Genomic DNA, 14075 nt, shown 5'->3' on the forward strand with positions numbered 1-14075 from the left:
ATGCCTATTTACATCCAAGACTGTGGCTTCCACTCAGCGTTAGGCTCAAGTCTTTCAGACATTCATGGTTGTCTGAAAGACGAGCGTGAATCAAATATGGTCGAAGTGAATGATATGCTGAACGATGGTAAACATACTGTCGTTGGTCAAATTGCGGGTGAGCTGCCACCAATTCCTTCAGATCTTACGCAATACGCCACTCGTAACAATCAACTGGCGCTGTCGGCTCTTCACCAAATTGAAGATTCTATCGAGCAAGCAAAGTCTCAGTTTGGCGCAGATAGAATTGCAGTGGTTATCGGCACCAGTACTTCGGGAATTGCGGACGGTGAAGCCGCTTTTAAACACAAACTCGACCAAGGTTCTTTTCCCGAGCATTATCACTACTCAAAACAAGAGCTAGGGAACACTTCCGAGTTCGTTAGCCAATACTGCTCATTAACCGGGCCAAGCCATGCGGTCTCAACGGCTTGCTCATCCAGTGGTCGTGTGTTCCTCACTGCGCAACGTTTGCTAGATTCAGGCATGGCTGATGCTGTGTTAGTCGGTGGTGTGGACACCTTATGTAAGCTGACACTCAACGGTTTTCATGGCCTAGAAGCACTATCAACGACACATTGTAAGCCGTTTAGCGCCTCTCGTGATGGTATCAATATCGGCGAAGCGGCGGCATTTATGTTGCTCAGCAAAACAAAACTAGCCAGTGTTAATGCAGCACAAGACACGTCAAACATTGCCTTATTAGGCTGTGGTGACAGCTCTGACGCCCACCATATTTCAGCGCCCCACCCTGAAGGAAATGGCGCCGAGCAAGCGATGAGAAAAGCTTTATATTCTGCACAGTTACAAGCAGAGGACATCGGTTACATCAATGCTCACGGTACTGCAACACCACTCAATGATTCGATGGAAAGTAAAGCCATTCATCGTATTTTTGCAAACAAGGTTCCCGTCAGTTCTACCAAACCGCTGACCGGGCATACTCTAGGCGCAGCAAGTGCGATTGAGGCTGCAATTGCGTGGCATATTTTGAAATATGACTTACCGCTTCCCTTACAAAAATGTCAGGATAAAGCTGAAGATATTGAGATTGATTTGGTAAACTGTTCACAGAAACTTAAAGCAAAGAACATCTTAAGCAACTCGTTTGCTTTTGGTGGCAACAACATTAGCCTGATTTTTGGTGTAGTAAATGACTGATATCCCTTCTGTAGACCAACTTCTCCCTCACGATGATCCGATGATATTAATCGATCGTGCTATCAGCGTAGAGGCGTTGTCGATCCACTGTCAGGTCGATATTGGTGACCATAATCTGTTCTTTGACGCCGAATCTCAAACGGTACCAGCATATGTTGGAATCGAGTTTATGGCGCAGTCTGTAGCGGCATGGTCTGGATATCACGCACTTAAAAACGGCACCACGCCCCCAATCGGATTCTTACTCGGCTCTCGTCGCTATAAATCACTGTGTGATGAGTTTACTCAAGGTCAGACCCTTGATATCTACGCCGAACAGATGATGGAAGACAGCGGTATGGCTGTGTTTACCGCAAGAGTCGAAGACCGAGGTGAGTTAGTGGCTCAATGCCAACTCAACGTCTACGTGCCGACCGAACAAAAATTACAAGAAATGAAAACTAGGAGCCCATCATGAGCCGTCAGGTTTTAGTCACTGGTGCCAGTAAAGGTATTGGTAAAGCGATCGCTATTCAACTCGCGAAAGACGGGTTTGAAATCGCCGTTCATTACATGGGTGACAAGCAAGGTGCTGAAGAGACGCTAAAGTCGATCACCGAACTGGGTGGCGCTGGACGTCTTATTCAATTTGATATCAGCAAACGAAGCGAGTGTCGCGAAAAGCTTGAGTCTGATATCGCTGAACATGGTGCTTACTATGGTGTAGTGAACAACGCGGGCATTACTCGTGACACTGCATTCCCCGCGATGACGGAAGAAGAGTGGGATGGTGTGATCCATACCAACCTAGATAGCTTCTACAACGTACTTCACCCTTGTGTAATGCCTATGGTTCAAAAGCGTAAAGGTGGCCGTATCGTCACTCTAGCGTCGGTATCCGGCATTATGGGTAACCGTGGTCAAACTAACTATGCTGCAGCAAAAGCGGGGGTGATTGGCGCAACTAAGTCTCTTGCTCTAGAACTCGCAAAACGCAAGATCACGGTAAACTGTGTCGCTCCTGGCTTAATTGACACAGGTATGGTTGACGAGCACGTGAAAGATCATGCACTTCCTCAAGTACCACTGCGCCGTATGGGTGAGCCGGAAGAAGTAGCCGGCCTAGTCAGCTACCTAATGTCTGATATTGCAGGCTACGTAACTCGCCAAGTGATTTCAGTAAATGGAGGCTTAGTATGACCCGCCGCGTTGTTGTAACTGGAATGTCTGGTGTTACTGCTTTTGGTAACGACTGGCAACAGATAGAGCCTAAGCTAAAGGCCTGTGAAAATGCGACTCAATATATGCCAAGCTTCGAGCAATATGATGGTCTCAACACAAAACTTGCCGCGCCTATTGATGACTTCCAACTGCCTAAACACTACAAGCGTAAGCAAGTGCGTGGCATGGGCCGTGTATCACGCCTAGCTACCGTTGCGACTGAGAATGCATTGGAGCAAGCCGGCTTAATTGGTCACGATGTATTGACCAATGGCGAAACTGGTATCGCTTACGGCTCTTCAACTGGCAGTACCGATGCGGTTGGTGCTTTCGGAGTAATGCTGAACGAGAAGTCGACACGAGCAATCACAGCAACTACTTACGTTCAAATGATGCCACACACAGCCGCGGTAAACGTAGGTCTGTTCTTTGGTCTGCGTGGCCGCGTGATTCCCACCAGCAGCGCCTGTACTTCAGGAAGCCAAGCCATTGGTTACGCCTATGAAGCGATCAAGCATGGTTACCAAACCGTAATGGTTGCCGGTGGTGGTGAAGAGTTATGCCCAACTGAGTCTGCCGTTTTCGATACCCTTTTCGCTACCAGTTTAAAAAACGACACACCCAAGAAATCCCCTAGCCCATACGACAGCGAGCGTGATGGCTTGGTTATCGGCGAAGGCGCTGGAACCCTGATCCTTGAAGAGTACGAACATGCTGTTGCTCGTGGCGCAAAGATCTACGCAGAAATCATAGGTTTTGCGAGCAACTGTGATGCGGCTCATGTGACTCAACCTCAGATGGAAACCATGCAAATCTGTATGGAGAAAGCATTGAGAGACGCACAACTTCCAGCTGAGAAGATTGGCTATGTTTCTGCGCACGGTACTGCGACTGAAAAAGGTGATATTGCAGAGAGTAACGCGACAGCGAATATCTTTGGTGAAGTACCAATCAGCTCTCTTAAGAGTTACTTTGGCCATACGCTTGGTGCGTGTGGTGCAATTGAAGCGTGGCTCAGCCTAGAGATGATGCATAGCGGTTGGTTCAGCCCAACCCTAAACCTTAAGAATGTCGATGAACAGTGCGGCAAGCTCGATTACATCACGGGCTCAGGTCGCGAATTGGATGTTGAATACTTGATGAGCAACAACTTTGCTTTTGGTGGAATCAACACCTCTATCATCTTCAAGAAAGTCTAAGCTTAGCTACATAAAACGCTAAGTAAATAAAAAGGGCCAGTAACCAAGTTACTGACCCTTTTTTGATTCTATCAATCGCTCAAATTAAGCGTTAGCTTCACGCTCAGCAATGAACTCAAGAGCCATCTTGATGCGAGCGATTACGCGCTCTTTACCAACAAGCTCCATCACTGCATCAACAGAAGGAGACTGACCGCCGCCTGTTACTGCTACGCGAAGTGGCATACCGATTTTACCCATGCCGATCTCTAGCTCTTCACATACAGCTGCAATTACACCATCTTTGATGTTTGCAGTAGTGAAATCTTCAAGTGCTTCAACCTTAGCAAGAGCAAGCTCTAGTGGGCCTTTAGCAACACCACGTAGGTGCTTCTTCGCTGCACCAGCTTCAAACTCAGAGAAATCTTCGTAGAAGTAACGAGATTGCTCAGCAAGTTCGATAAGCGTGTTACAACGCTCGCCAACTAGCTTGATCACTTCAGTGATAGCTGGGCCATTTGTTGTATCGATCTTCTGTGCGTCTAGGTGCCATTGCAGGTATTTAGCAACGTACTCAGGCTCAGAAGTCTTGATGTAGTGGTTGTTCAACCAAAGTAGCTTATCAGTGTTGAATGCAGAAGCAGACTTGCTGATAGCCTTCAGGCTGAAGAATTCAATCATCTCTTCTTGAGAGAAGATCTCTTGGTCACCGTGAGACCAGCCTAAACGAACTAGATAGTTGTTTAATGCATTTGGTAGGTAACCTTCATCGCGGTATTGCATTACAGAAACAGCACCGTGACGCTTAGAAAGTTTCGCACCGTCATCACCAAGAATCATTGCACAGTGAGCGAACGTTGGAACTGGCGCGCCTAGTGCTTCATAGATGTTGATTTGACGAGGTGTGTTGTTGATGTGGTCTTCACCACGAACAACGTGTGTGATACCCATGTCCCAGTCATCCACTACTACTACGAAGTTGTAAGTTGGTGCACCGTCTGTACGACGAATGATCAGGTCATCAAGTTGGCTGTTTGCGATTTCAATGCGACCACGGATTTGGTCATCAAATACTACGCTGCCTTCTTTAGGGTTACGGAAACGGATAACGCACGCATCGCCTTCTTTTGCTGCTTCGTTTGCTGCAACAATTTTAGGGTGGTTAGCATCGTAGCGAGCCATTTCTTTGTTTTCTTCTTGCTCTGCACGAATTTCATCAAGCAGTTCTTTAGACGCGTAGCATTTGAATGCTTTGTCTTCAGCAAGTAGCTTATCAACCATTTCGTTGTAACGGTCAAAACGCTTAGATTGGTAGTAAGGACCTTCATCCCATTCCATACCCATCCATTGCATGCCTTCTAGAATTGCATCAACCGCTTCTTGAGAGTTACGCTCAAGGTCCGTGTCTTCGATACGTAGAACGAATTCACCACCTTGGTTCTTAGCGAATAGCCAAGAGTAAAGTGCAGTACGTGCACCACCAACGTGAAGATAGCCAGTTGGGCTAGGAGCAAAACGAGTTTTAACCGTCATTTAAATACCTTGATTATGTAGGTGATTCTTTTAGTGCTCGCCATTACAAGGCCTGCAATAGTCAAACATCACTAAATTTTGGGCGCTATTTTATCACCACCGCTTAAATCTACAATCAGTAGTGAATGATTAATGCGCTGTTGTTGTACGAAAGCCGTTATTGAAAGGCCAATTACGCCCTTAAAGTCGTAAATAGATAGTCTTAGCAAGTAGATTATAGCCGCACATTCTTAATTTCCCTCTTCCATTCCAAACTGAAACCACCAGCTAGCACTCCACCAAGATCAAATTCTTGAATTTATGTTTGACCTTACCCTTACGGGAAGGTTTATGTTAGGCGTAGATGAGAATTGGAGTATCGATATGAACTACTACACAACGGCGCTCAACGGCCTAAATTGCATGGGTTGCGCGAAGAAAGTTCGCACACTGTTTAGCGATCTCGACAGCACGATGATTAATGACATATCGCCGACCTACATCGATATTTCGACTCCATTTAGTTACATTCAGCTCAACGAACAGTTAGCAACGCTTGGCTATTCTATGGGTAATCAGCTGCACCTTTCGCTATCCGGTCTGAGTTGCGGCAAGTGTGTGAGCAAACTGACTAAAGCGCTTGAACAAACTGAGCAAGCCTTAAACCTAGAAGTCAGCAAACAGGAATTATCACTGGTTACTCTGCTTTCTGAGTCTGAGGTGATTAAGCTGGTCGAAAGCCTGGGTTACCACGCAGCTCCCTACTCAGAAACGAATGACCTTTCATCGAGTTCAGATTTAGAAGACGAACAAGCAGATAAAAAGAGTGAAGATAAAACCGCAGCTAGCCAATATACCTATCACCTTGTTCTTGAGGGAATGACGTGTGCGAGTTGTGTTTCTTCGGTAGAGAAAGCACTGAAAAAGAATGAGTTCGTCGACCAAGCTCAGATCAATCTCGCAGAACAGACAGCCTTAGTTTTCACCTCTCAAACAAGAGACATCATTGAAAACGCTCTAATAGAATCGGTGAAAACCGCAGGTTATGGTGCAGAGTTCGTTGATGACGCGGCGACTCAACAACAAAAACAGCAAGAACAACAACTTCGTACCCAAAAAGCTTTCCTAAAAAATTCGGTAAGCGCGCTGCTTATCGGTGCTCCGCTGATGGCGTGGGGTCTGTTTGGTGGCAGCATGACTATTGCTACATTTAACGACCAATTGGCTTGGGGCTTAATCGGTGTCGTCTGTTTGGTACTGCTAGCCACTTCAGGTCGTAGCTTCTTCACCAATGCTTGGCAATCACTGATGCACAAGCGCGCGACCATGGATACGTTAGTTGCTTTGGGTACAGGCGCAGCATGGTTCTACTCCATGCTAGTTGTGTTGATTCCGTCATGGTTCCCTGAGGCCTCTCGCCATGTCTACTTTGAGGCGAGTGCGATGATCGTTGGTCTAATTTCTTTGGGCCACTACATTGAAGCCAAAGCCAAAGCTCGCACCACAAAATCACTACAAGCTTTGATTAACCTACAACCTCAAAAAGCGGTGGTGATTGTCGATGGCAAAGAACAAACCATCGCCGTAGAGGCCATCCAAGTTGGCATGCAAGTTCGAGTAAAGCCGGGAGAAAAAGTCCCTGTCGATGGTGTCGTGGTTTCGGGTGAATCTTATATCGATGAATCCATGCTGACTGGCGAACCACTGCCCAACGTTAAATCGATTAATGATGGCGTTTCAGCAGGAACCATTAATGGTGATGGCAGCCTGATCATTGAAGCGACGGGAATTGGCTCAAGCACTATGCTGGCTCGAATCATTCAAATGGTTCGCCAAGCGCAAAGCAGCAAGCCTGCGATTGCTAAGCTTGCCGACTCTATCTCTGCCGTTTTCGTTCCAGTTGTGGTTGCGATCGCAGTTTTTGCCGCCCTAGTTTGGTTTTTTGTTGGCCCACAACCAAGCGCCAGTTACATGTTAGTGGTATCAACCACAGTGCTGATCATCGCTTGTCCATGTGCCTTAGGCCTTGCGACACCACTTTCAATTACTGTCGGCGTTGGCAAAGCCGCTGAGTTTGGCGTTCTGATCAAAGATGCCGATGTGTTGCAATCTGCAAGCAAAATTGATGCTGTCGTGTTTGATAAAACAGGCACATTAACCCAAGGTAAGCCAACCGTTCAGCAAGCCTTTTATGGCGATTTATCAGAACAAGAATTACTGGCTTGTGCTTATTCAGTAGAAGTAGGATCTGAGCACCCACTTGCCAAAGCCGTTTGCCAATATGCAGAGAGCTTGGAAGTTTCAGTACTCCCACACAGCGAATTTGAAAACCAACGAGGGCTTGGGGTTCAAGCAACAATTAACGGCAAGAAAGTGCAAGTTGGCTCGCTTAAGTACCTCACCCAATTAGGTATCAATACAGAGGTTGGCGCGGATTTCATCGAGCTTTGCCGCTCGCAAGCGTGGACGCCTATTTTCATTGCGATTGACCAAAAACTGGAAGGCATATTGGGCATTTCAGACGTGTTAAAAATAGATAGCAAACAGGCGATAGCTCAACTAAAATCCGCCGGAATTCACACTGTGCTATTAACGGGCGACAACGACTCTGTAGCTCAAGCGATAGGTAAAAACGTCGGTATCGACGAAGTGATTTCAGAAGTGCTTCCTGAGCAGAAAGCTCAACACATTGTTCAGCTGCAACAGCAATATAAGAGTGTTGCCATGGTCGGAGACGGTATTAACGACGCGCCTGCACTTGCTCAAGCAGATATAGGCATAGCAATGGGTAGCGGCAGCGATGTGGCGATTGAAAGTGCGCAAATGACACTACTCAACTCGTCGCCATTATCTGTCAGTAACGCGATTGAGCTTTCCCAAGCGACCGTGAGAAACATGAAGCAAAACCTGTTTGGTGCCTTTATCTATAATTCACTTGGTATTCCAATTGCGGCTGGTGTGCTCTACCCATTCTTTGGATTTTTACTTAGCCCTGTCGTTGCAGGCGCTGCGATGGCGATGTCATCAATCACCGTAGTCAGCAATGCCAACAGATTAAGACTGTTCAAACCCACTCATTCTAATATCAACAAAAACCATATTCATGAGGTTAACCATGATTCGTAAAATTATGACTCTTACTGCACTCGCTGCAATCTCAGGACAAGCTTTAGCTACTGATGTTCTAAACCACAAATCTCCATACTGCGGCTGCTGCACAGAATGGACAGAACATATGCGAGATGCTGGGTTCGATGTTACTGAGAAGCTCCACGATGATATGAACCCAATCAAGCAGAAGCTAGGGGTAACACAGGAGTTAGCCTCTTGCCACACTGCAGAGATCGACGGTTACGTATTTGAAGGACACATTCCAGCAGATGACATTAAAGCCTTTCTAGAAAACCCACCACGTAATGCGATTGGTTTAGCGGTTCTGGGTATGCCAATGGGTTCGCCAGGCATGGAGTATGGCGATAAGAAGAACGAGTATTCTGTGTATGCGTTTAATGAAAAAGGTCAGGTGTTTGAATACCGTCACTACAACGGAAAATAGAACCTAAACAGACCAACACACAGCAATAAAAAGAAGTCATAAAAATAGAGCCTAGCATTCAGTAAACCCAAGACTGTGGTTTACTTGCTAGGCTCTTTGCTTTTGGACAGTAAAGCAAATCTTGTCGCGGCACCAACCGGGCTGTTAGTACCGCTATTTTCCCTTCGCTAATTAGCTAAGAAGTTATTCAACAACAAAGCTATTTAACAAAGAAGTTCACTCGGCTAATAATCTAAGCAACCAAGCGAATCAGCTTAGAAGCCGTAAGAAGCACCGAATACGAATGCGTTGTTCTGCTTAGAATCGCCGTTTGCGAAATCTACACCGTTAGCTTGGCTACGGAATTCAAAGTAAGGTTGAACACCTTGACGAGTCCATGTTGCACGTAACTCGTGGTCCATCGCTTCAGCATCAATCATGTATACGTTGTTGTAGCTAAGCGCTAGGTCAGCATTCACTGTGTAAGCAATGCGGTTATCCATACGGTAATCTGTGTCAGCATTAGCTGAAGTATCATCGATGTGTGCACGAGTACGGTTACTAATAGAGATGCCGTTGTCGAAGTTGTAACCGATCTTAACTAGTGGACGGAACTGAATGCTTTCGCCTGCAGAGAATAGGTGTTGGTAACCCGCAGCAACCCATAGGTTGTCAGTGATGTTGAAAGATTGCTCACCACCTACAGTGATGCCTGGAGTAGTATTACCTGCACCGCCATTTTCAGATTCAAGTTTGCCCAGTTGGATACCATCAAACTCAGAATAAACCGTGAAGCCGCCTAGAGAGTTGTCAAACGTGTGACCAGCTTCTAGCGTAGAAGTCATGTCAGAACCGTGGATACGGCCATCGTCATGAATTTGGATGTTACCCGTTACGTAAGAAGAACCAGCAAAAGCACTAGAAGCGAAAGCAAGAGAAAGAGCACTTAGAGCGATAATTTTTTTCATAGTAAACTGCCTTAGTTTAATTTTTTCAGCGGCACATCTTCGGTACATCATTCACCTTCACCGCTTGAGTAGTTGGTAGCCTCCCTGGCATGAAATCTATGTTGCTCGAATTAATTCGCGTTTAAAAATAAAAGGGACAGCAGAGTGATCCCTCTCACTATCAAAAAAAAACAAGTTATTTAAAACTTTAAAATCAACAACTTAAAAACATAAAAATTGATAAAAAACTTAAGATGGAAAAATATACAGATCGGGATCACGTTATTTCACGAAGAAAAATTAGATCTAGATAGTTGAATCACATCTGATTTAGAGTTTTTTACAGGGGGCTTATTTTTTGAAGAGAATAATGAGAAGCGCGTCACTTTTGGGATTAAAGTCACCTTATGTGCATTGTTGACCATATAAACAAAGACGGTTTCTATAGTTTCTGTTTAAGAGAAAGACTTAACTCGCCTTAAACAAAAAGAGCTCCCACTTTTTACCTTGAGTAAGATAATAACGAGGGAGCTCTTCTATTAATGTTGCTTATCAATTATTTAACTGAGGTCACTCGACTTACTTTCTCGCCACTTTCAGAGATAGAGCGGATGTAAGTTTCACCTGAAACCGAAGGACGTTGTTGCTCATCGTACGTTAACCAGTTTTCACCATCAGCAGAGTATTGCAGCTCTACGCCTGGGAATTGAACGTTCATCGCTAGCTTGCCATCAACAACCTGAGCGCCCGGTACTGGTAGGCGATAATCAATGCCCGCTTTCTCAAGCTTAGCCAGTTCACGTTGACCAACAATATTCGCGAAGCGATTAAAGTCGCTGTTCAACGCTTGCTTATTCACTAAGTTAGTTTCTTGAGAGTATTCAACACCAACCTTGTAGTCGTTTTCCCAATCTGCTCGGTGCCATGCGCGCTCTGCTGCTGCCAATACGCGAGGGAACACCATGTATTCATATTGCTCGTCAGTACGTACTGTTTCTGACCAAAGTTGAGCTGACAGACCGTAGAAAGGTTTCGCTTCAACCTCACCTTTACCAGTAAAACCATTGCCATCACGGTCTAATGATGTTTCTGCGTTTTGTGGCATGTTTTCTGGTGCGAAGCCAAACATCTTACGAGTATCGGTTGCACGTGTTGCCCAGTAGTAACCACGCTCAGCTGCATCAACTTCGTATGGCATATCCATGTATACGTAGTCTGGGTTAGAGACAATCACGTCATACCCTTTTGCTGACCAATCGTATACTGATGAAGTTCCGCCCCAGTAAAGAACGTCCCAGAAGTTCACGCGTGTACTTTCGGTCGCAAATGCTTCCTCGCCTTCGCTGTATTTCAGACCATCTTGCCATGCTTGGAAGTGGGGAATACCCTTCTCAGCAACAATCTTAGAAACCTGTTCTGCGAAGTGGCTTGGTAGATGACCGAAATCGCTTACAGTACCATCAGCGATCAATGACTGACATTGTGGTGATTGTTGGAACGGCTTATCTTGCTTAGACAAATCGATGTTGCCTTTCCAAGCCACTTTATCTTCTGCATTAATATCTTGTAAGCCTGCGCCTAACTTGATGTTTTTCGCTTCATCGCCGCCGAAGTGCCAAGTCGTTAGCGGTACGCCCGCTTCTTGGTGCATTGCCGCCACTTCAGAGATTACTTTATCGACGAAGTGAGTTGATGACTCCATACATGGGTTAATGAAGCTTTGCTTATCGTAGAACTGAACCGTGGTTACATTCGATGTATCTTGCGGATCCATCAAGCGGTATTCGTTCGCTTCTGCTTCTTTGCCTTCCGCCATGAGACGAGTGTAACGCGCTTCCATTGATACCACAGCTGAACGAGCGTGTGCTGGCATATCAATTTCAGGGATAACTTCGATGCTGCGCGCTTTAGCGTAGCTTAGGATCTCGACGTAATCCGCTTTACTAAAGAAACCAGAGCCAAAGTTGTCTGTTGTTGGACCAGAACCTAGCTGAGGCAGTAAGCAGCTTTGTTCATCCAAATCAAAACAACGATTAGACCCTACATCCGTTAGCTCTGGTAAACCTGGAATTTCTAAACGCCAACCTTCATCATCCGTTAGGTGAAGGTGCAGTTTATTCATCTTGTATGCCGCCATTTGATCTAGCGTTGCTAGGATGGCATCTTTTGAGTGGAAGTTTCGAGCAACGTCCACCATCACACCACGATAATCAAAGCGCGGCGCATCTTTAATTGACAGTTGTGGTAATGATTCAGCGTTCTGACTATCTATTAGGCCAAAAATAGACTGAACTGCGTAGAAAGCACCCGTTTTATCAAACGCTTTAATTGCAATCCCCTCTTCCGAGATGCTTAGTTCATAAGCGCCAGATTTCGCTAAATCACCCGTAAACTGAGTAGGAACAACAGCGACACTCACAGGTAGGTCGCCACTCACATCTACGTTTACCACATCTGCACGTTCTTCAATTGCTGCGAATTGCTCAGCGTCGAATGCGTCTTTAGGTAGGGCAATACCACCAGCAATGCTAACTGAACCTTCACCGGCTTCTACCGACATTGGCGTTGGTAGTAAAGTAGTTGATACGTCTTGCGTTGCTAGATCAGCATTCTTTTCAAAACGCGTCACCGCTGTCGCCATTACGTTATTATCATCAGGCGTACGCTTAAGGTTATTACCCTCTAGACCAGTTACGAACGATGCAACATCTTCTGTATTCAATGATGCAATCATCTTAGGTTCTGCGTTTGGCGCCGTCACGAATGCACCTGGCATAAAGTCAGTTTCAAACAGTTGCCAGTATTCACTCGTTAACGGAAGAACCACTTCTTCACCAGCCGCAAAGCCGTCAAATTTTTCAGTAGGTTCTAGCTTGTGAAGGTCACCAGTAACGCGAGTGATCTTAAATTGCTCATTATCAACATCTAAAATAAGACGAATACTGTGGAAGTAGATGCTCCAATCTTTAGAGTCAATCGCTTCACCGTCATTGGTTAGCGTCATGTTCACTTTATTACATGACGCCCATTCAGCACCTAGGTCCTGACAAGCCAAGCCTTCATTCGCACCATGATTAGTTAGAATTTCGTACTGAACATCAAGATTATCAGCCAGTGCATTCACTACTTTTTGTTCTGGTGCTTGCGTTACTGCACAACCTGTTAGGCCAGCCAATACCGCTACAGATAGTAAGTTTCTCTTCAACATCGTATTCACCCATAAATTAAAAATTGAGTAAGAAGCAAAATGGAGCGCTTCGAAAGTTAGATAAACTATATGGGCTTATTTTTTACCGTGAATTAAATCGAGCTAATAAAGTGATCGGCTTCAAATCTCAAAAATATTGATAAATTTAATTTAAATAAAATCATCAAGTTACAAGCAACGGCACTTCCGTCATTTTAATTTTGACGTAAAATTTGAGAAATGAATCACAATCTTTTTTACCGATTTCATAAAATCGTGTCATTGGTAGTCAGAAAGGATTTAGAGTTTCAGCGTATTGTTATACTTTTCGTACAAACAACGTGACATTGTTCTCAAAAAAAACCGTTAAAAAACACCGTCAAAATCGATTTTAACGAGTTTAATACTTCCTTAAGGAGCTCCCTTTGCGTCCACTCTGGTACATGGTTTTATTCGTTCTCGCTTTTTCAGCTAGGCAAGCGGTCGCCGAGCCCCTTTATTGGCAAGCACAAAAGGATGATCTGACACTCACTATCTTAGGTTCAGTGCACGTTGGAGACGAGAGTATGTACCCCCTTCCTTCGGCGATCACCGACGCGCTAAAAAACAGTGATGGCTTAATTATCGAAACGGATATCAGAAAGTCTGATGGCGTTGTATATCCCCACAACAAACTCACAACTGCCGATGTACTCAATGAACAACAGCTGCAATTATTAACCGACATCTCAAAATCATTGGGCATGCCGACGCAACAGCTGCTTAGTTCACCGCCTTGGGCAACTTCTCTCTCCATACAAATGCAGCAGTTAAAAAACCTTGGTTATGGCTCCGCCAGCGGCGTTGATGCGACGCTAGCGAACAAAGCGACTACCCAAGATGTTCCGGTTATCAGTTTGGAGCCTCTGCAATTCCAAATAGACCTAATGACAAAACAAAAGGACGACGGTAAAGAGTGGTTAGTCAGTAGCCTTGAAGAATTTGACCAAACTGATCGCGTGGTTCATTGCCTGATTGAAAGCTGGAAAGCGGGTGATTTAGCGAAGCTGGAAGCCTTCTCAGAACTGTCAGAGATGTCGCCTGAACTTGAGAAAGCATTCTTAACCGATCGCAACATAGACTGGGCAAACAAACTATCCTCCAATGATTGGAAGCTTAAGACTAAAGGGAACTACATGATAGTAGTTGGTACCTTGCACCTAATTGGAGAAGGTAACCTTATACAGTTATTAGAAAAGAAAGGCTTCAGTGTCATTCAGCAATCACAAAGCCAATCAGCCCAATGTCAATTTGAGACTAGCTAAAAAAGCTAACGA

General features: G+C 45.2%; 10 protein-coding genes. 7 read left to right on the forward strand and 3 right to left on the reverse strand.

The annotated features are described in order from the left end of the window. The 4 genes from AB4323_RS06660 to AB4323_RS06675 are packed head-to-tail and all read left to right on the forward strand — an operon-like array spanning window position 1 to window position 3599. Window positions 1-1200: a beta-ketoacyl-[acyl-carrier-protein] synthase family protein gene (locus AB4323_RS06660; RefSeq protein WP_372151975.1), complete on the forward strand. Its 1200-nt coding sequence runs from the start codon at window positions 1-3 to the stop codon at window positions 1198-1200. Continuing rightward, window positions 1193-1657, forward strand: a complete 465-nt coding sequence (locus AB4323_RS06665; RefSeq protein WP_017062284.1) for a hotdog family protein — start codon at window positions 1193-1195, stop codon at window positions 1655-1657. The genes AB4323_RS06660 and AB4323_RS06665 overlap by 8 nt, the downstream gene beginning before the upstream one ends. Further along, entirely contained in the window at window positions 1654-2379 is a 726-nt protein-coding gene (locus tag AB4323_RS06670; protein WP_017062285.1) for a 3-ketoacyl-ACP reductase FabG2, read from the forward strand. Before AB4323_RS06665 ends, AB4323_RS06670 begins: the two co-directional genes overlap by 4 nt. Beyond that, entirely contained in the window at window positions 2376-3599 is a 1224-nt protein-coding gene (locus AB4323_RS06675) for a beta-ketoacyl-ACP synthase (protein WP_017062286.1), read from the forward strand. The genes AB4323_RS06670 and AB4323_RS06675 overlap by 4 nt, the downstream gene beginning before the upstream one ends. Before the next feature lie 84 nt (window positions 3600-3683). Here the strand turns inward: AB4323_RS06675 and gltX are convergent, their stop codons facing one another. Then, window positions 3684-5111 (reverse strand): glutamate--tRNA ligase, encoded by a 1428-nt coding sequence (gene gltX, locus AB4323_RS06680; RefSeq protein WP_017064147.1) that lies wholly within the window; start codon window positions 5109-5111, stop codon window positions 3684-3686. Between the two features lie 300 nt (window positions 5112-5411). Between gltX and AB4323_RS06685 the strand changes: the two genes are divergently transcribed. Continuing rightward, complete coding sequence (locus AB4323_RS06685; protein ID WP_372151977.1) at window positions 5412-8216, forward strand: copper-translocating P-type ATPase; 2805 nt, start codon at window positions 5412-5414, stop codon at window positions 8214-8216. Beyond that, window positions 8206-8646 (forward strand): DUF411 domain-containing protein, encoded by a 441-nt coding sequence (locus tag AB4323_RS06690; RefSeq protein WP_372151979.1) that lies wholly within the window; start codon window positions 8206-8208, stop codon window positions 8644-8646. The genes AB4323_RS06685 and AB4323_RS06690 overlap by 11 nt, the downstream gene beginning before the upstream one ends. 254 nt (window positions 8647-8900) lie before the next feature. Here AB4323_RS06690 and AB4323_RS06695 read toward each other — a convergent pair whose 3' ends face one another. Further along, window positions 8901-9593 carry an oligogalacturonate-specific porin KdgM family protein gene (locus AB4323_RS06695; protein ID WP_017064150.1) on the reverse strand — a complete coding sequence of 231 codons (693 nt, stop codon included), beginning with the start codon at window positions 9591-9593 and terminating at the stop codon, window positions 8901-8903. 535 nt (window positions 9594-10128) lie between these two features. Beyond that, window positions 10129-12780 (reverse strand): beta-N-acetylhexosaminidase, encoded by a 2652-nt coding sequence (locus AB4323_RS06700; protein WP_372151981.1) that lies wholly within the window; start codon window positions 12778-12780, stop codon window positions 10129-10131. A gap of 404 nt (window positions 12781-13184) precedes the next feature. Here AB4323_RS06700 and AB4323_RS06705 point away from each other — a divergent pair, with 404 nt between their 5' ends. Beyond that, window positions 13185-14063, forward strand: coding sequence for a TraB/GumN family protein (locus tag AB4323_RS06705; protein ID WP_137002132.1), 879 nt, complete (start codon window positions 13185-13187; stop codon window positions 14061-14063). The last annotated feature ends 12 nt before the right edge of the window (window positions 14064-14075 follow it).

It is taken from the genome of Vibrio sp. 10N.261.52.C11 (genome assembly GCF_041471405.1).
Lineage (GTDB): Bacteria > Pseudomonadota > Gammaproteobacteria > Enterobacterales > Vibrionaceae > Vibrio > Vibrio crassostreae_C.

Coding starts and splice junctions, on each gene's coding strand:
- AB4323_RS06660 (WP_372151975.1), top strand. CDS start 1: ATGCCTATTTACATCCAAGACTGTGGCTTCCACTCAGCGTTAGGCTCA.
- AB4323_RS06665 (WP_017062284.1), top strand. CDS start 1,193: ATGACTGATATCCCTTCTGTAGACCAACTTCTCCCTCACGATGATCCG.
- AB4323_RS06670 (WP_017062285.1), top strand. CDS start 1,654: ATGAGCCGTCAGGTTTTAGTCACTGGTGCCAGTAAAGGTATTGGTAAA.
- AB4323_RS06675 (WP_017062286.1), top strand. CDS start 2,376: ATGACCCGCCGCGTTGTTGTAACTGGAATGTCTGGTGTTACTGCTTTT.
- gltX (WP_017064147.1), bottom strand. CDS start 5,111: ATGACGGTTAAAACTCGTTTTGCTCCTAGCCCAACTGGCTATCTTCAC.
- AB4323_RS06685 (WP_372151977.1), top strand. CDS start 5,412: ATGTTTGACCTTACCCTTACGGGAAGGTTTATGTTAGGCGTAGATGAG.
- AB4323_RS06690 (WP_372151979.1), top strand. CDS start 8,206: ATGATTCGTAAAATTATGACTCTTACTGCACTCGCTGCAATCTCAGGA.
- AB4323_RS06695 (WP_017064150.1), bottom strand. CDS start 9,593: ATGAAAAAAATTATCGCTCTAAGTGCTCTTTCTCTTGCTTTCGCTTCT.
- AB4323_RS06700 (WP_372151981.1), bottom strand. CDS start 12,780: ATGTTGAAGAGAAACTTACTATCTGTAGCGGTATTGGCTGGCCTAACA.